We start from the raw sequence: 20,160 nt of genomic DNA, 5'->3' as shown, positions 1-20,160 counted from the left end.
TCTTCTTCCTCCTAAATAAATTACGGTGTATCCGATAAGAGCCATTCCACCATTGTTTGGTAGGTTCCCTTTGTTTTCAGACTTTCTTTGGGAACCGCTAATGAAAACTGATTGATTGCTAATTGGACTTGACCAGGATCAGTTACACCATTTAATTTGAGTAATGTTTGTTGCGTGCCTATAGATAGAGGGACCATTTGATTAGCAGTACTTGTGATCCCAGTGATAGGAAAGGTAGTTGTTAAATCTGCTGTTGAGATTTGTAATTGGGACGTTAATTGATTGGTTCCGTTTTGCCAAGGACTAAGTTGTTGGACTTTTATTTGCCAATTTTTTACAACTGTCCGTGTATCAGTAATCGAAATTGACCCGGTAGTTACTTGATTGTTATTGGTGGCTACTAAGTGCTCATCCTGTTGGGTCTGGATCAAGTGCTGACCAAAGTTCAAGTGAGTCGGCAAGCTTGTGCTCTGCCAGGTGAGTGCTCCAGCTGAAAAATAAACAGGTGTTGTACCAGTAGTAGTTCCTAACTGAATCGTCGACTGATCTGTTTGAATAAAACCGCCCTTAAAATTAGCTGTTAGATCTTGGGTCAATTTGGGCGAAGATAAAAGAAATGGTAGCGAAACACTCGTATTACCTAAAATCGAAGCAGCAACCAAATTTTTACTATTATCAGAAGTTGCTGAATTTAAACTCGTAATAAATTGAGACAATGCTGTGACAAAAGGGGACAATAACGTTCCTAAAACAGTCCCAATCAGCGGTAAAGCTTGGACGATCGTTAATAAATTTTGAATCCGATTTTTTAATGTCGTTGTCAGGATGGGTAATAGCCCTTGACTAATCGCTACGCCATATTGAGTGCTTGAGCGTGGGACGATAGCTAGAGTAAGATTCTGGGCACCAAAAGTTTCCGAACGTAATTCTGACAATGCCTGATTAACCGCTGTTTTATTTTGTGTGGAAACCAAAGGCGAATTGACAATCAACGAAATCACAGAGGTTATGGTCGGCAAAATCAATTGTAAAGGTGACTGACTAAGTGGCACAGTAACAGTAGTTTGAACAGTCGCATTCCCATTAGGTTGGATATACCCGACCATTTCAGTCGGTGCTTCTAAAATGGCATATTTATCGCCAGTTGTGATAACCCCAGCGCTGATGCCATTTTTTCCTTCAATGAGAAAAGTGACAGGGACATTTACTCGGTTTAAAAAAGGCGCATTTGGACTGGTTTGACTGTTATTAGTTGCGGTAGTCGTACCAAATAAATTTAACGAAACTGCTTGAACAACATTTGTTTGTGCAAGCACTGACAGAAGTGTCAATAACAGAAAGATTACTTGTTGAATCTGTTTTCTTTTTTTGTGAAGCATCGTGCCCCCTCCCTAATGAGTGAACCATATTAACTCGACAAAAAATTGGCGAACGCTAAAATGATTGCAACTCTGATTAATTAAACTATAGCAATTTTTCGGAAATCTAGCTAATCAAAAACTCATTTTTTTCTAATTTTTATAATAGAAATCCATATTCTACAGTTTTTTAAAATGAGGAATGTTTCTATTTATCTTTAATATGATGCGTTTATAATGAGGGGGAGCCAAGAAGGATTTTCCAAAATGAAAATTAAAAGAGATGATTTGAGAAAAATGGATAGTTGGATCTAGCACTTACATTCATTTTTCTGTTTCGTGCGTAAAGGTCGAAACAAAAAAAACGCCCTAAAAATTGTCGTTTTCACGTACAACTTTTGGAGCGTACCTCATTATAGAGTCTTTGAAAAAGAGACTTTGAAAAATAATCCGATGCATCACAACTTTCGTCCAATATTAGTTAACCGAAAGCGAAGAAAGCCAACTTTTCGCGGCAATTAATTCAGCCTTTGTTAATTGATGACCAGTAAACGTTTCTTGGAATGTGAGGTGAGCTTTTTGCATTTCAAAATCTTTGATCAAATTCGTAATCGCTACAGAGGAGACGATTGGATCGGTCTTGCTGTAAGAAAGCCAGATCTGAGTATCAGTCATTACTTTTGCTGGATAATTGACGTTTAAAGACATTGGATGAAATAGGATTCCTTTTCGCAGCTCAGTATTTCTCGATAATAGCAAGTGAGCAGCGATATTCGCTCCATTGGAATAGCCTACGATCACCCAGTCATGTAACGAGATGTTTTCTTTTTGGCTAACTGCTGAGATTTTATGATACAGAAGCGCTGTTTCTTCTGCTAAACTCTGGTAATCGAATTGATTCAACCCATTCCGTCGAAAGAAGCGATTCATTCCGTCTTCTTTGATTGAACCACGAAAAGAAAGAATCGTAGCATCCGGTTCAAGGAACTGGGCGGTTTCAAGTAAAGAATATTCATCGCCACCTGTACCATGAAGAAGGAGTAAATTTCTACTTGTTTGTTTTCCCGCTTGAAAAAAATATTCCATGATTTGACCTCTTTTTCTTGAAAGATATGCTTCTTGGAATCGAAAGTCTGGATAGAAAGAAAATTATTCTCGTTGTTGGTTGGCATCCTGAGTATCGAAGGGACGAATGTACGCTTCGATTTCTTCTCTTTTACTTTCGAGTTGTGGTGGGAGTGATAGTTTTTCGCCAGCTGTATCTGCTGATTCATCGCCAAAAAAACCAGGTCCATCTGTTGCTAATTCAAAGAGAACGTGGGTGGCAGCTAAGAAGTATTCTGATTGGAAGTAGAAGCGATCCACAAACCCTGAACTTGGTACGTTTATCTGATTGATCACATGGATCCAGTGACGTAAGGCTTCTTCATCAGCGACACGCAAGGCAAGGTGATGGATATTGCCGAATCCTTCGATTGCTTTTGGTAAATCTGCTCGCTGTTCAACAATGATGCTTGCTCCATTACCGCCTTGACCGACTTCAAAGAGCGAAAAAGCTCCTGTTTGATCAGTAAGTTTAAACTCTAAAGTCTGTTCTAATAGTAACTGTAATGGTTCCATTTGACTCACTCGGACAAAAACTGGTCCCAAGCCTGTAATTGCATATTCTGATGGAATATTGCTGTTCTTCCAAGGAGTACCACCAGCAACACCTGTATTGTTTTCATCAGAAATCAATTGATAGAATTGATGGTCAAAGTCTTCAAACTCCAGATATTTTTTTGAAAAACGTTCCTTGATCGCAGAGTGAAGAACATTCTTTTCTTCAAAGCGTTTGAACCAATAAGTCAATGCTTCATCAGTTGGTACTCGAAAAGACACTCTAGAAATCGTATCCGTTCCTTTACTTCCTTGAGGTTGATTAGGAAAAGCGAAAAAAGTCATGTCAGTTCCAGGGGAGCCGTATTCATCTGTAAAATAAAGGTGATACGTTTCGATATCATCTTGGTTGATCGTTTTTTTTACTAAGCGCATTCCTAAAATATCCGTAAAAAAACGATAAATTTTAGTGGGACTTGAAGTCATAGCGGTAACATGGTGGATGCCTTTGATTTGAGTATCCATGGGAGTTCCTCCTTTGAACTTACAAAAAGTAAGTATTGTGTTAGTTACAGTATAGTGAGTGGGAACGTTTCTGGCAATTATTCTGTTTGACTCTGTTCTTTTGTAAACACCAAAAAATCCGTTTCACAATAGTTTCCTATTTTTGAAACGGATTTTTTTAGTTTGAACGGACATCAAGTAAGGAATAGTTGCGGACATCAAACCGATTTCTACTAGATGAATATTCGATGGGCTGACCATCTTTTAGATAAACGACTTGTTGCACATCCAAAACAGGATCTATTTCCGAACAATTCAAGTATTCCTGATCAAAGTGCGTACTTTTATCTGCTGAAATTGCTCGATAGGCGCCTGCAAAATGAAGATTTAGATCTTGGTGCAAGTAATCATAGATAGAAGAAAGCAGATGTTCTTTTTTTAGCCCTGGAACTAAATGTACAGGCATAAATGTATGTTCCAAAATATAAGGTTCGTTGTCTAAAATTCGTAAACGGTGAATATTATAAACAGGTTGTTCGGCACCAATCATTAATTTTTCTTGAATAAATGGGTTCGGAAACTCGACATCAAATTGAATGATTTGACTCGTCAGTGAACGATGACGACGCTTCATTTGATGGCTGAGTCCCTCATACTCATTGGCAGGGGAGGTATCTTTCTCGATAAAAGGATGATCTAAAATTTTGGTTCCAGCCCCTCTTTGCGAATAAACTAATCCTTCCATAGCCAGAATATTGATGGCTTTTTTGATGGTCATTCGACTTGCGCCAAATTCTTCGACTAAAGTGATCTGATTAGGCAAAAAGCTGTTTGGTGGATATTCTTTTGAACGGATTCTTTCCCTTAAAACATTTGCGATTTCTTCATATTTTGGCACGTTATTCACCTCGTATTGAGTATAACGAAAGTTATTTCGTTCGACAAGAAAGAAATAACGAAGTTTAGTTGTTGAATCACTCATTTCAATGAAACAAGCATGAACAAATCAATTCACATCATTCCATGTTTTGACTGTTCATGCTAGATTATAAAATTTGCTTAATCTCTATTAGAAAGAAGATGATTTGCTTCACAGGTGAGTAGATAAGGCTTTACACAACGTCTAAATCAGGTTGTTTATCTAATACTTTTAAGAATGGGTACCAAATAAAAGCGACGATCACAAAATCGACTACTTGTAAGAGACCGCCTAGCCATGAATTGGTAGCTAAAACACCACTAGCAATGATCGGCACAGTCCACGGAACTGAAACACCTGTAGGCGGAGGAACGATGCCAGCTGCCATCATCAAGTAGTTGAACGTTGTCACGACCAAAGGAGCAACGACCCAAGGAATCAAAATGGTGGCATTCAATACGATTGGTAGACCAAAAATTGCAGGTTCATTGACATTGAAGATTCCAGGTGCTAGCGCTAAACGACCAACATCACGGTATTGTTTTTTCTTCAAGACAAAAGCCATCAATAATACTACTGCTAACGTCATTCCAGAGCCACCGATACCAACGGTAAAGGTTTCCATAAATGGTTTTGTGATGATATGTGGTAGTTCTTTCCCATGCTGATAAGCTTCTAAATTATCAAGCATCAATGTATTCCAGATAGGGTCCATAACAGAATTAACAATAATTTGACCGTGAAGACCAAAGAACCACAAAAATTGAACAAAGAATAAGGCAATCAACGTGGCAGGTAAACTACTACCTAAACCAGTTAGAGGTTTTTGGATAACTTCATAGACTAAGTCATGAAGGTTCGCATTGAATACGCCAGTCATGACAGCGTTGATGATCAAGAAAACAGTCAATGTGACTACAGCTGGAATCAAAGCAGCAAAAGATTTCGTTACTGCAGGTGGTACGCCATCAGGCATTTTAATTTGCCAACCACGTTTGGTGATTCGACAGTAGATTTCCGCAGCTAAAAAGGCAGCAATCATTCCAATGAACATTCCTTTAGCACCTAGACGATCAAGTGATAGGACACCCGAAACTTCTTCACCACCAGCTGTTGTCATCACAAAAGGTGTGAGAATCAAAAAGCTTGCGAATGAAACAGCGCCACCAAAAATACCTTCTACATCATATGATTTTGATAAATAATAGCCGATACCAAATGTAACAAAAACGGACATGATACTCATCGTCGCATTTTGACCATTGCCAAAAAGGGTGCTTAACGTGCCTTTGGTACCATTACTGAAGAACGGTAGATTATTCACAACGACCACAATTGATCCAAACATTGTTAGCGGAAATGACAACATAAATGCATCCCGTAACACAGTTAAGTAACGGTTTTGCCCTAAAAGATTGGCTAAGGGCATAATTTTTTGAGAAAGTTTATCCATAAAACCATTCATTTTTTTCACCTCAAATTTATTTTGCAATCGATTACAAACGTAGTATAACGTCTGTCTGTTTAAATGTCTAGTCATTTTTATCAAAAGTATTGATTTATTTTCAGTGATTGTTTATGATTACGGTAATTACTAAAAGAATTGAGGGATTATGAAATGAAACACTACGATTTTCCAAAGAATTTTTGGTGGGGAACCGCCGCAAGTGGACCACAAACAGAAGGCAGAATCAAAGGAGATGGGAAAGGAGAAAACATTTGGGACTATTGGTATGATCTAGAGCCAGAAAAATTTTTCAATCAAGTTGGTCCTGAGAAAACCTCTCAAGTTTACACGAAATATCGAGAAGACGTTCAATTGATGAAAGAGACAGGTCATAATACTTTCCGAACATCCATTCAATGGAGTCGTCTATTCCCTAAAGGAAAAGGAGAAGTGAATCAACAGGCTGTATCATTTTACCGTTCATATTTTACAGAATTACTGGAGCAGGGAATTGAACCATTTGTCAATTTATATCATTTTGATATGCCTTTAGAATTACAACAAACAGGTGGCTGGTTGTCTCGTGATACGGTTGACGCCTATGTGGCCTATGCAAAAACCTGTTTTGAGTTATTTGGGGATTTAGTAAAGAAATGGTTTACCCATAATGAACCGATTGTTCCAGTAGAAGGCGGTTATCTCTATCAGTTTCATTATCCTAACCATATCAATCTAAAAGAGGCTATTCAAGTTGGTTTCCACGAAAATTTGGCAAGTGCCAAAGCAATTGAAGCCTATCATAAGATGGGACAAAAAGGAGAAATTGGAATCATTTTGAATTTAACTCCTAGCTACCCGCGAGACGAAACAAACCCTGAGGATGTCAAGGCTGCTAGAATCGCTGATGCTTTTTTCAATCGTTCTTTTCTTGATCCTGCAGTAAAAGGAGAGTTTCCATCAGAGTTGGTTGCTATTGTGAAAGAATTAGCGATAATGCCAGAGATGGGGCCCGATGATTTAACGATTATCAAAGAAAATACGATTGATCTATTAGGAATCAATTATTATCAACCTCGGAGAATCAAGGCAAAAGAAACACCGATTGATCATCAGAATGGACCAATGCCAGAAGATTATTTTGATTATTATGATATGCCTAATAAAAAAATGAATATCTATCGTGGTTGGGAAATTTATGAAAAAGGGATCTATGATATCTTGACGAATACGAGAGAGAACTATAGCAATATCAAATGTTATATCTCTGAAAATGGTATGGGTGTAGAAGGGGAAGAACGTTTCGTTAACTCGGAAGGCGTGATTGAAGATGATTATCGGATCACTTTTGTCACAGACCATCTGAAATATGTGCATCAGGCAATCCAAGAAGGAACGAATTGTGTGGGTTACCACATGTGGACTTGCATGGATAACTGGTCTTGGACGAACGCTTATAAAAACCGTTATGGACTGATTGCTGTCGATCTAAACAAAGACGGTAAACGGACGATTAAAAAGTCGGGCCATTGGTTTAAAACCGTAGCCATGAAAAATGGGTTTGAAGCCTAAAAATTTTTGTAAATAGTTTTTAGAATAAAAACGAATGAAACTGGGACAAAAAGTTGTGAAGTACAAAGGTCATAATCGCAATAAACGATTTTATTATTTTTACCAATCTTCAGAAATTTCAGCTTATCGGCTTATTTCTTGAGAATAAAAACTTTTTGTCTCAATTTCATTGGTTTATTACATAAAAAATGGTAGGAAACAATACTAAAAAGCAGTGTGAACCGACACAGTTATCCATACTAGTAAGAACAAGGATACGAGTGATTAAAATTTGTTGCAATTTACAAAAACGGACGATAAAGAAAAGGAGATCGAATGGAAAAAAACGAAGGTTTATTTAATGTATATTTTAAAGCAGATCGAGTGGACTATGGAAAAAATGGCTATGAATCGATCAATTTAAAAAATAACCCGAGTTTGATGTCAGATAGTATTTATTTATATAATCTTTTATTCATGAATAAGCCGGCATTTGTTCCAAGGGATTGGGAACAACACCAAGTTAACTTTGAAAGATATGTTATGCCGCGTTTAACTGTGAACGAACAAGCAATAGTTAGAGAATGGATAAATACTCTTCATAAAAATGAATTGTTACAGTACAGATCTTTAGAGGGAATGGCGAAAACTTACGTTACTTTTCATAAGCTGTTAAAAAAAATAACTAATGAAGCGGACCAAGCTTTTGAAGATCAGTTTAAAGATGTTCAGTCATTAGATCAGCAATCACGAAAGAAAACAATCGATATCTATAGTTTTTATCATAAGATTTCTAATGAAAAAACAGCAGAATCAACTAAAAGACTAGAAGCGCAGGTCAGTGATTTGTTGATCAAACCAGTGGTAAATAAAGGTGAAAATAGTCCTAATTGGTTTAATGATTTAGTGAGAGCAGTTATGGTTCTGGAGCGAGGGATAGAGTCAGAGAAACTAAAAACAAAAATATTTACTGAAATAAAAAAATCCGGTAATCAACCTGTTCTTGAAGAAAAATGGGATTCATTCATTAAAAACCATGCGATTCCACGCATGCAAAAAAATAATGGTTTGGATAAAGTCTATTATGAATTATCTCAAACAATCAATGTTTTGAACAAGAAAATTAAGGTATCTGTAGAAGAAGCACAGTCTGTTTCTTCTGTTTTTTATAATAAAATATTTCCCAATTTACTCCGTTTGCCTGACATGTCTCATCTGGAAAAAATAGCAATTTATGAAATTTATATCGATGAAAGTAACTTATTACCGAAAACCAAAAATAAAATAAAAAAAACTTTGGAGAAAAATTTATTAAAAAAAGAAAAAAAGAAACTTGAAGAAGTCAAGCTTTTAAAAAAACAAAATATTCAGATGATAGAAGAGGTAGGACCGCATGATTTATTAGCCCTTGAAGAAATACAGCGAGGAAAGCAAAAAGCAACAGTAGATTTTTTTACAGCTATTTATAAAAAGTATGGTGCATTAAATAGAACAACAATGACTAGAGAAAAATATTTAAGTGAAGAAGTACAGCGAGGAAAGCAAAAAGCAACGGGGGATCTTTTTACAGTTATTTATGAAAAGAATGGTGCATTGAATAGAACAGCAATTTCTAGAGAAGCGAAGAAATATTTAAGCAAAGTAGGCTATTTAGAATTTGAATTTATAGTACATAATAGTGAACAAAAAAATCATATAATAAAACAAGAATCCACTTCTTTAAGTGTACTTAAATCTATGCTTAAACGGAAAGATTTATCTCCTTATGCAGTGAAAGCTTATTGTTTAGCCTATTTAGAAGAGCGACAACTGGAAAGCAATATCAAAAAACTTTGGAGAAAACCTTTTTTGAAAGATTTAACACCAGAAGAGATTAAAGTAGTGGAGAATCTAGTTTCTGAAAAAAGATTATGTCTACAATTGGGGAAGGAAGTAGGACCAGAACTTGCAGTCAGATATGAAAGAAGCAATCAAGATAATCAAGTAGAACGACTGAAATTGTTCAATGAAATGGATCAAAAGGTTTTTTCAGTGACTTGTCGCCAATTCATCAAAGAGCAAGCTAAAAAATGTTTGAGTGCAACGAATTATACTCGATTTGAAGTAGCTCAAATGATACGAAATATAGAGAGAAAAAAAGGGTTACAGGAGAGAGAAAAAAACAATTTTTTTGATTCGATTATTAATAGTCAAGATTTATCTTCTAACGAAATTAGAGCCTATTGTCTAGCCTATTTAGAAGAGCAACAAATGGAGAGCAACATCAAAAAAAATTTGAGAAAACCTTTTTTGAAAGAGTTGAAACCAGAAGAAATATTGAAAGTGAAGAATCTAGTTTCAGAAAAAAGATTATATTTACAATTAGGAAAAGAAGTAGGTCCAGAACTTGCAACTAATCTTGACAATAGCAAGGAAAGCGACCAAGTAGTCCTATCTCAATTGTTCAAAGAGATGGATCAAAAAGCTTTTTCGGTAACTTGTCGCCAATTCATCAAAGAGCAAGCTAAAAAACATTTAAGTGAAGAAAACTATGTGAGATTTGAAATAGGTCACGTGATACGAGAGGGAGAGAGTAAAAAAAATTTACAGGAATGGGAAGAAACAGATTTTCTTAATCCATTTCTTAGTCGCGAAAATTTATCTCCTAACGAAATTAGAGCTTATGAGATAGCTTATCTAGAAATGAAATACGAACCATTTAGCCAAATGAATAGTTGGAAAAAGAGTTTACAACAATATTTTGAGAAAAACTTAACAAGTGAAGAAAGAAATGAAGTGCAAGCCTTAGTTCCTCAAAAAAGAGTTCTTATCCAATTGTCAAAAGAGCTAGATTTAAAAAACGTATTCCAGCTTGAAGAAATACAGCAAGGAAAACAAGAAGGAAGGCTTGGTTTTTTCACAGATATTTATGAAAAATCCTTTTCAACGACTAACCAAGAATACATCAAAACACAAGCAAAAATATATTTAAGTCCTGCTAACCATGCTGAATTTGCAGTGAAAAGTCAGATGCAAGATGCATTGAGAGAAAAAGGATTAAAGCTAGCGAATATTAAGTTTAGCGAAGATAAAATTCGGGTGTTTCTTGACCAGAAAACGCAATCACCACTTGAAATTAGAGCGTATTACTTAGCCTGTATAGAAGAACAAGTGATACCAATGGATATCAAAAAAAGTTTGATACACGCTTTGAAAAAAGTTTTAACTGTAGACGAAAATCTGAAATTGTCAGAACTCATTTCAGAACAACAAAGACTTATCCACTTGTCTGAAGAAATAGGCCCAGAACGTACATTGGAATTCTTAAAAATAAAAAAAGAAAACAAAGCAGCAACAATTGATTTCTTTACAGATTTATATAACAACGTATCTTCCTATACCCAACAATGGATAAAAGAACAGGCATCTTTACATTTAAATCGAAAAGAACATTTAGAGTTTACTAAAAAAGTCAAACTAAAAGAAATAATCAAAGAAGGTGGGCCTGATTTAAAAGCATCTGCAGTCTATAACCAACGTAAACGAGCATTCGAAAAAGCAATGAGTCTTCCAGTCATTGAAGAGTTGCAAGTGAGAAACGGGCTGCAACAAGTCAATGCTAATCTTTTAGATCCTCTTGAACTTAGGCGATTAAACAAGGAACAACTAATCGATTCTTTGGTCAAAGTCCAAGTGAGATTTCCACATTGGGAACAACGTTTAAAAGATCAAGCAATCGACCGCTCCATCTCGCATTTAAACGATTTAGAAAAAAAAGAGATCAAGACTTCTTTAAAAGTTGAAGAATTGAAAGGATTTTTAAATAAAGTTAAGTTTCATGATTCTGATGGATTTAGCTTAATTTGGGGTTATGCTAAATTTCACGTTGACAATGATCGTAGAATTATTAAACTCCAAAAAATTAAAGAACAACTAGATGAGATCGCACCAGCCAATTTACTTCAGCCAGTTGTTGTAAAAATATTAACGAACAATAAGTGTGATTATCAAGATCTAAAACTAAGAGAAGCTATTGTGTCCTATGATAAAACAGCGATAGAAATCAATCATCAATTAAAAAGTGAATTTAAAGCAATGGGTGTAACGTTTAAAGAGGTAAGTAGAAATCAAATACTAAGAAGAATATTCAAAAATCTTGATAAGGGACTAAAGTCAGAAAAAGAACAAATTGCGGAGGTTCTGTCAGATTCCAACTTACACTATAATAATTTACTAAATACATTGCTCGTTCAGTTTGAAAAGAAGGTACATGAGTATATTCCATATTTAGATACGTTGATTCAAAAAGATTATGAGGATAAAGGTGACGTGTCATTAACGAATAAAAGGATTTTAGAACTTGTAGAAAACGAACCGGGCCTTAAAGATTTACTCGTTTGTTGCCAAAATATGCTTCCTTCTTATCCTTTAAAAAATTATGCTCAGACGATTCCAATGGTGTCTACCTATTTTGCCAATTTAGCGCATCAAATTGAGGAAACATATCAAAGTCCAGGAAAAAAATTAGCAAAGCAAATTTTCATGCTAGGGAAACTGGATCCATTATATTGTGCAAAAATGATTCAGTACTTGAGCGCACAATACACTAATAAGCAACCTAACCCTTTACCAATACATCCAAATATTTTAATACAACATAAAATGGAGAAGATAGTAGAAAGATATCATGACCTATACCCACTTCCGTCCTTGCGTAGCGAATTGACTGGCAAAAAAGTAGTTAATAAAGTGGCTAATGAAGTAGTTGGAAATGTTGAAAGGCCAATCTCAACACCAATCATAGAGCAATCAAGTCAGCCGTTTGATTGGAGTCCTTCTGTCATTTTAAATCAGGAAGTAAGACCGACTGAAACAGCTAAGGCAATTGTTGCGTTTCACAATAAATACCATGATCTAGAGATGACTAAGCAGTTTACAGCTTTTGCAACGAAACCAAGGCTTGAGAGAGAAAAAGACAAAACCAATACAACTAAAGAAGAGAGTCTCAAAGAAGTTGCCTACCAAGAATTTCTTAAGAAAAAAAAGAGCTATAAAAAATCAAAAACTTCCGCTGGAAGAGAGATTGCTCATGAAGAAATGGAACTAGCATTAAAAAAATATCAGCATGTCGTGCAAAAAAAACAAGATCAAAAAGAATGTGCGAACAATATGGAGAATCAAGAATTAGTTCGAGCAGGTGTGTATTTGACTCAACAATTACAGTCAGATGAGCTGACGAATTATCTGGTGGATCGAATGATTGCTCCTGAAACCAGTTCTCCTGAAAATAGGAGACCCGCTAATGTTCAATTGCAACATTTTATTAAAGAATTAGTACATGATTTAAATACAGCAACAGAAAGAGAAGCGGCAATTCAAACGATCATGCAACCCTATTTAAGTGTGGAAGAAAGACAAAAGTTTTATGCTTTTATGAAGCAGGATACGTATCTTCAACAGTTTCTTAAGCAAGAAAACTTATCGAAAATTGAATTAAAAGCATGTGTTAGTGCTTGCCTACATAAAAGTGATTTGCCATTTAAAGAACAAGTGGATCAGAAACTAGATGTTTTTTTAACAGACAAGGAACAACGTCAGTTGAAAGAAATGGTTAGTCAAAAAGAGATAGTACGTGTCTTAGCAGAACAACGGGATTATGAAACAGCAGTGAAATTTGAAAAGGTATTAAAGAAAGAAGAAGTAGGTGAGATAAATTGGCTAGTATCCATTTATAATGATACGCCATTCCTATTAATAAAAGAATCAATTACATCACTGATTGATTCTTCTTTTAATGAAGCAGATCGTATGCAATTTTATAATAAAATTAACTCTAACCATAAGCTGAAAGACCTTAGCAAACAAGTGTCTCTTACTACAGCAGAAGGAGAAAATTCTCGGTCAAACAAGGAAGACATGTTTTCGTTAGTTTCTGCAATCAGTCCAGAAGTTGCAGAGAGGATAGAAGCAACTAACTTAAAACGATTGCCATTAATTGCTGAAATAAAAGAAAATCTAGAAGAGAAAGGGATCAAGTATTATCTTCCTGAAATAATCAAAGAAATTGGAAAGATAGATTGGAACAACCATCAGGGAAATTCTGAAAATGAATTAATAAAAGAAAAATTGAGACAAGTAAGCATAACTTGTTCAGATGAGCAAATAGAAAATTGGAGAGATATATTTTTTGATAACTTTATAGAAGGCATAAGGATAGGGGATTTAAATGAACAAAAAGAAATATATCCTTTAAGTGGAATGGGAGTAACATTTAACACAACTATTGAAAAAATAAACGAACTTTTAAAGAAAAAATATGAGGAACAAATGAATCAAGTGGAAAGCCCATCAATGAAGAAATCTTTAGATGAGGCAAAAGAAAACTTAATCGAAGAAATTGAACAATCTGTGCGTATGATTAACCCAAACGATAAAAAAAGGACTATAGAAGATCAATTTGTTGAAAATTTTACTCGTTGCAGCATTCAAAAGTATGGAGGAAAAGGTCTCCCAGTCAAAAATATTTTAGAGGAATCACCTACATTGAAAAAGGTATTGTTAAAAAAATTACCCGCTATTAATCTTTCTTACCCTATTGAATTACGTAAGCTGATCAATGAATGGTATGAAAATACCCCATTCTCTCCATTTTTAAAAGAATATAATGAAACAGAACAAGAAAGAATCCAAGTTGAGAAATCCATTTACAAATTATTTTATAATGATGACAATTATTGTGCAGAAAATATGCGTGTGATGCTTGTCGATTATGCGGGTATATCGGTAAGTTTAGACCCAAGAGATAGAGAAATGTATGGTTATCCCCTAAGAAAGAAGGCAGAATCAGTACTAGTGGGCTATAAAGAAGTAATGAAAAAACAAGGTATATCAAAGATACTTCCGAAAGAATTACAAGAATTGCAGAAAAACATTCCTGGGCAAACAAAAAGTACTATGATCTCATTTGATTTTATCACGCAAAATGATCAATCAGTGAAGGGCAATCAAAGAACGCAAGTTAGCATGCAACAAATAATGGAAAAAGCAGGAAATTGCTCTACTAATTCACCATTGGTACCAGAAAGAACACACGGCACGTCAATAAACAGAGGTGAAAGCACAAATGAGAGGAGCATCCCTAACGATAGACAATTATCAGAAAAACTTAGTTATAATCGATGAATTCGGAAATCATGTTTCTTGAGTTCAGTATTCTTCCTGATTGCCATCTAACTTGAAGAAAAAGCCAGTCAATCGATTGATAGAAAATTAGATAGATAAAGACATAATGAGGGCAATTTCTGAATAAAAGGAGCAAAACAAATGGGAAGAGACTCTTATAAGAAAGACTATATGCAGATTAAAGGAAGTAAAGTAACTTGTAAAGAAAATGAAGAGTGGATCACAATTAACCTAGACAGTAATCCCAACTTATTGGCGGATAGTATTTATTTATTGAATAAATTATTAGATGAACAAGATGTACTACCTCGAAAGGATACGGAGGAGAAAAAAGAAATTTTAAAAACAAGTATATCAGAACGATTGGTAGGAGATCAGAAAAAAATTTTTTTAGATTGGCAAGAAGTCACCCAGGCAATCTCTGAAGGCAATCTTACAACACGACAAAAACTTATGGAGGTGTTCCATAAGAAAAGATTATTTTCTTTAGAAGAAAAGGCGAAAGTTTGTGTGCTGTTTCAAGAGTTGATAAACGATATCAAAGATAAAAAGGAAAAAAAGTTTAAAGAGCAATTTTATGCTAATTATTCATTAAATGATAACGAACTAAGTGAATCCATAGAAGTTTATCATTATCTATATCCATTCGAGAATGAGAAAATAGCCAAATCAATGAACAATATCGAACAACTATTTATTGATTTGGTGTCTCCTTCCAGTAGTACAGATAAAAGACGTAAAATGTATGATGTAGTCAGAGCCACTTTGATTTTAAAACGTAAATTATCCTCGACACAATTGAAAAATGATTTACTCAAAAAAATGGTGGAACCTCAGGTTTTTTCCCATGAACAACCCGAGTTTGATACGTTTATGGAGATAATCGTTAACCCCTATCTTAAGAAAAATCCTGCCACAGATCCTGACTATAGTCGTTTTCCAATTGAAAACGAACAGGAACAAGTTGAATTATCCCTGACAAACGAGGTAGAACCATACTACTTATTAGCATTGAAAGAAGTCCGAATAGGATTTAGAAAAGCATCAACAGAGCTATTCACACATATCTACTTACAGACAACGATTGAAGAGAAAAGAGATATCATTGATGGGTATGCAAAACAGTATTTAACTAAATTTGATTATTTGGATTTTATGTTCAGGATAAGACAACAACATATTCAGAAAAAATGGAATAAAAACAATTCTTTACAAGAAAATTTCCATCTACTCCTAGATGGGAAAAGCAGAACGGCTTACGAGGAACGAGCGTATTATTTGGCTTATCTTGAAGAGACGACATTACCAAAGTCTCTAAAAGATACTTTGAAATACCTTTTATTGAACGAGCTAATTTCTGGTGAATACAGACAAGTGATAGAGCTTGCTCCTGAGAAAAGACAATTGTTGCTGTTGGCAAAAGAAATAGATATAGAGACTGTATATGAATTTGAAGCAATCCAACAAGGCAAAAAAAAGGTGACGTACGCTTATTTCTTAGAGTTATATGAAAAAACCAATTCGAAAAAGGTTCAAGAAATTATCACGGAACAAGCCAAAAAACACTTAACTGAAAGTAAGTATGTTGAATTTGAAATTTATACCTATTTTCAAGAAGAATTTAGAAGAAAATCGGTTACACAACCGAATGTAGAAAAAGTATTCAGACGATTTATTGAGAGGGAAGACTTATCTGCTAATGACATTCGAGCTTTTTACTTGGCGTATATAGATGCACAAAAATTTCCGAATGATATCCAAGTAATTATTGAAGAACGCTTAACAAAAAATTTAACGGATAAAGAAAAAAAAGAAGTGATAACGCAATCTTTAGAAAAAAAACAATTGTTACTGATGGGGAAATACTTAGAAAGCGACATTATATTAGAACTTGAAGCAATCCAACAAGGTAAAAAAAAGGGAACAGATGACTATTTTTTAGCGATATATAAAAAGAGTGACTCGATATTGGCTCGAGAAGTGATTAAAGAGCAAGCTCAAAAATATTTGACTGAAAGTAATTATCTGGAATTTGATATAAACATCCAACTCCAAGAGGAAAGTAGAAAAATGGATGTCACTTTACCGACAGTGGACTTTAAAGATGAAGCACTACGGTATTTTGTTGACCATGAAGTATTATCCAAAAATGAACTGATTATTTATTGTCTAGCCTATCTTGAATCTAAAGAAATACCCAGTGATTTAGAAACAATAATAAATTTAAAAAAAGCTGTCGTAACTCCAAGTCAAATCGATGTCGAGGATTTGGTTTTAGAAAAAAAACAACTTTTATCAATAGCTAACAAAATAGATCCAAGTGTATATGAAAGATTAAGAACTAACGCAGGAATATCAATCGGCGTCTTTACGGAGATGTATGAAAATGTGAAGTCTAATGAGCATCATCAGTTTATCAAAAAGCAAGCACAATTGTTTTTAGATGCTGAAAAACATTTAGAATTTAAAAAACGCATTGCACTTTATGAATTAAGCAAGTCTGACGAACTAACCTCTGAAGTTGCTTTTTTTATTGGACTGCAACGTCATTATCAACAAAAAAATGGGGAGAACCATCGAACGAAAGTCAGTCTCCAAGACATAGAAGAATTGAGGAAGCAAAACCTGTCTTTTCTAGCTAAGACGATGGTTTTAGATCAGAAATCTACCGAAGGAATAGAAAGCAAAAAAAACGATGAACAAAAAACTGTCAAGGAAGAATTAAAAGATTTCATTACTTTAATTTCTCGTTTTGATAGTAATGATTCATATACATTTATAGATAGTAATTTGAAAGATATATTCAGGTACGTCAGACATTATGCTCATCTGAGGAACCAAGTTTATTCTATACCACAATCAGTTAGAACGTTTAATAAATTGAAACATCTGAGGGTACCATTTATTGAAGAAAATAGAATCAACTGGCTGTTCGTGTTAGATCTTAATGACAAGAAACAATCGAAGTATATCAAAATAATTAAACAATTCATTTTATTGCCTGAATGGCAATTTGTAGCTGAAATTGATCCTTTATTTATCGCTGTAAAGAAGAGAATAGAGAAAAAATTAGAACGATTTAGCCAAGAGGTGGAAGCAAGTCAACTGAAAACGGATGAAGAAATTTTAGCGCTCGCAGAAAAAGACCCTAAAGTCAAAGAACTACTTACATACTATCAAAAAATTGCTCCGGCAGTTCCGTTGAAAGATTTTGCAAAGGCGACGCCAACCGTCGTTGATCATTTTAACAATTCAGCACATCAACTTGCAAGAGAATACTTTGGAAAAGATGCGGAATTATCTCAACAAATTTATGAATTGGGAAAGCGAGACCTACCGTTTTGTGTAGATGTAATTAGGTATCTGCTATTAACTGACAAAAATGAGAAAGCGAAAGGTATTCCGAAATCTTTTGATAAGGAAAGTCAAGAAAGAGCCGAGTATATAATAGAAAATTATCATCAAAAGTTCATAAAGCCACGGCAAACTAAGCAATCGAAAAAAGTTCTACAAAAGGAAAGGAAAGAAAAGCAGATTGCAAATGACACCCAACTGAAAGAATTAGTAAGACATGGCGTTTATAATTATCAAATGGGTGATGGGAAAGAAATACATATAGGACAGGCTAATGTTGATTCTGTTTCGGGCAACACTCGATTACAGCAATTTATAAAAGAACTAGCTGAAAAGTTAGATACAAATATGCAAAGAGAAGCAGCGATTCAAACAGTAATGAAACCATATTTAAGCTTGGAAGAAAGGAAAGAGTTTTATGCTTACCTAAAAAACGACCCGTTTCTTCCATTATTTTTACAGAAGGATAACTTATCAAAACTTGAATTAAAAGCTTATGTAGATGTTTGTCTTAAAAAAACAGACTTATCTTTTAAAGGGAAAATCTCTGGCAATTTGAGGGCTTTTTTAACGATAACTGAAAAAAAAGAATTAAATAAATTGATTACTGAAAAAGAAGTTATCCGTGCAGTTGCAGAAGAAATCAGTCATCAAACAGCTTTAGAATTGGAGCGAGTAGTAAACCAAAACAAACAAGAGATTGATCCACTCGTAACTGTTTATCGTCAAACAACCTTTACAGCAATTAAAGAGTTTGTCCTACAACAAGTTGATTCATCACTAACTGAAAAAAATCGCTCTGAATTTTATCAGAAAATTGGTTCTGCAGCTTCTATAAAGCATCTAGATCAGACTAATTTTGGGGCACACTTAACAAACAAAGAGGAATTAGGACAAGAAACTAAAATAGGCTTTCTTTCACTAATTAATGAAATGAAAGAAACATTAGAACAACAAAAAATCGCCTATTACTTTCCTGAAATAGTCGGAGAATTTAATTCTCATCAAGTAACGAGAGAAAGTTTGGAAAAATTAGGTATCCATTTTACAGACGATCAAATGAAAAATTGGGAAGCTACATATAAAAAAGGCCCGATAGTAACCGATAATATTCAAATATCCATACTTCAAACAATCGCAAAAGTAATTGAAAAACATATGGAACGAAAAGGAACTCTAATAGAAAATATCCCCACCGAAAAAGAAGAAAAAAATAGCATAAAAGAAAGACTGAAAAAAGAAATCGAACAATCAGTAGCTAAGATTAATAAGAATGACCCTAGGATCAGTATAGAAGAGCAGTTTATAAATCATCTTTCGACTCAGCCAATCTTCAACCATTTAGTAAGGAAAGAACCCGAAATAGGGGAAAAATTATTGAAAAAATGTCAGAACAGACTTCCTTTTATTTCGCTACCTTCTTCAAAAGAATTTCTTCAGATGATGAATAGAGAGTTCCTCAAAAAACATACCGGGATTAGACGTTTTGCATTAGAATATGCGAGAGAAAAAAGAGCACGATTGTTTGAAGAAAGAAGAATTTATAAGTTGTATCAAGAAAATCCATTCTGGTGTTGTGAAAATTTACGAGTGATCCTCGTCAATTATGCTGGGTTCAAGAAGATAAAGTTAAACCCAATATATAGACCTGAATTATACTCTTTTCAAGTGGATAGGAGTTTTAGTCAGCAGAGATTACTAAATAAAGCCAAAAAAATAACCGATTTTTATATAGATATCTCTTTAGATTTAAAAAAAGTATTACCTAAGGAACTTCAAAAAAAAGAATCAACGAATAAGGAAAGCCAAACTGAAGTATCATTTGAGTCAATAGTAAGCGACCAAGAGAAGTTAAATAATGATATGGCTTTAACAGAGGCGAGAGAAAAGAAGAGGTTATTTCCTGCCACAAATCATTTTGAACCGAAAAGTAATTTAGGACAAATGGAGCCGTTAGACAAAAAACTGCGTTTGACTCAGATAAAAGAATCAGCGAATAAGGAAAGTCAAACTGAAATATCATTAGAATCAATAGTGAGCAAGCATGAGAAGTTAAATAATGATATGGATGTAACAGAGACGAACGAAAAGAAGAGACTATATCCTTTTCTTGGTCAATCCGAATCAGAAAGTAATGTAGGACAAATGAAGTCGCTAGAAAAAAAGCTGCGTATGACTCAGATAGAAAAAGCAAGCCAAGAAGGTTACAGCTCTAATGAGAGAAAAACGCATGAACAAGTTCAAAGACAAGCGAATCGCTAAGTTTGGTC

8 protein-coding genes are annotated in these 20,160 nt (G+C 34.5%); 3 read left to right on the top strand and 5 right to left on the bottom strand.

The features are described from left to right. Positions 1-20 precede the first annotated feature (20 nt). The 5 genes from AB5M32_RS08200 to celB all read right to left on the bottom strand — a co-directional run bounded on the left by AB5M32_RS08200 (position 21) and on the right by celB (position 5,845). A complete protein-coding gene (locus tag AB5M32_RS08200; protein WP_178286471.1) occupies positions 21-1,379 on the bottom strand; it encodes an adhesive domain-containing protein in 1,359 nt (452 codons plus the stop codon). A gap of 456 nt (positions 1,380-1,835) precedes the next feature. Further along, a complete protein-coding gene (locus AB5M32_RS08195; RefSeq protein ID WP_178286469.1) occupies positions 1,836-2,444 on the bottom strand; it encodes an alpha/beta hydrolase in 609 nt (202 codons plus the stop codon). 63 nt (positions 2,445-2,507) lie between these two features. After that, positions 2,508-3,482, bottom strand: coding sequence for a VOC family protein (locus AB5M32_RS08190; RefSeq protein ID WP_034867486.1), 975 nt, complete (start codon positions 3,480-3,482; stop codon positions 2,508-2,510). Between the two features lie 157 nt (positions 3,483-3,639). Further along, positions 3,640-4,359: a GntR family transcriptional regulator gene (locus AB5M32_RS08185; protein ID WP_010719615.1), complete on the bottom strand. Its 720-nt coding sequence runs from the start codon at positions 4,357-4,359 to the stop codon at positions 3,640-3,642. Between the two features lie 214 nt (positions 4,360-4,573). Beyond that, on the bottom strand, positions 4,574-5,845 hold the full coding sequence (gene celB, locus AB5M32_RS08180) for a PTS cellobiose transporter subunit IIC (RefSeq protein WP_368024407.1): 1,272 nt from the start codon (positions 5,843-5,845) through the stop codon (positions 4,574-4,576). A 153-nt stretch (positions 5,846-5,998) separates the two neighbouring features. On the opposite strand from celB, the gene AB5M32_RS08175 reads away from it, so the two are divergent. The 3 genes from AB5M32_RS08175 (at position 5,999) to AB5M32_RS08165 (ending at position 20,152) form a co-directional block, all read left to right on the top strand. Beyond that, positions 5,999-7,396, top strand: coding sequence for a glycoside hydrolase family 1 protein (locus AB5M32_RS08175; protein WP_063626871.1), 1,398 nt, complete (start codon positions 5,999-6,001; stop codon positions 7,394-7,396). Positions 7,397-7,711: 315 nt separating this feature from the next. Continuing rightward, positions 7,712-14,536 (top strand): hypothetical protein, encoded by a 6,825-nt coding sequence (locus AB5M32_RS08170; protein ID WP_368024406.1) that lies wholly within the window; start codon positions 7,712-7,714, stop codon positions 14,534-14,536. Positions 14,537-14,677: 141 nt separating this feature from the next. Beyond that, positions 14,678-20,152, top strand: a complete 5,475-nt coding sequence (locus tag AB5M32_RS08165) for a hypothetical protein (RefSeq protein ID WP_368024405.1) — start codon at positions 14,678-14,680, stop codon at positions 20,150-20,152. Positions 20,153-20,160: the final 8 nt, after the last annotated feature.

This window comes from Enterococcus sp. C57, assembly GCF_040887305.1.
GTDB classification, from domain to species: Bacteria; Bacillota; Bacilli; order Lactobacillales; family Enterococcaceae; genus Enterococcus_B; species Enterococcus_B hirae.
Note: the sequence above shows the minus strand (reverse complement) of the source record. Positions and strands in the feature narration are given on the sequence as shown.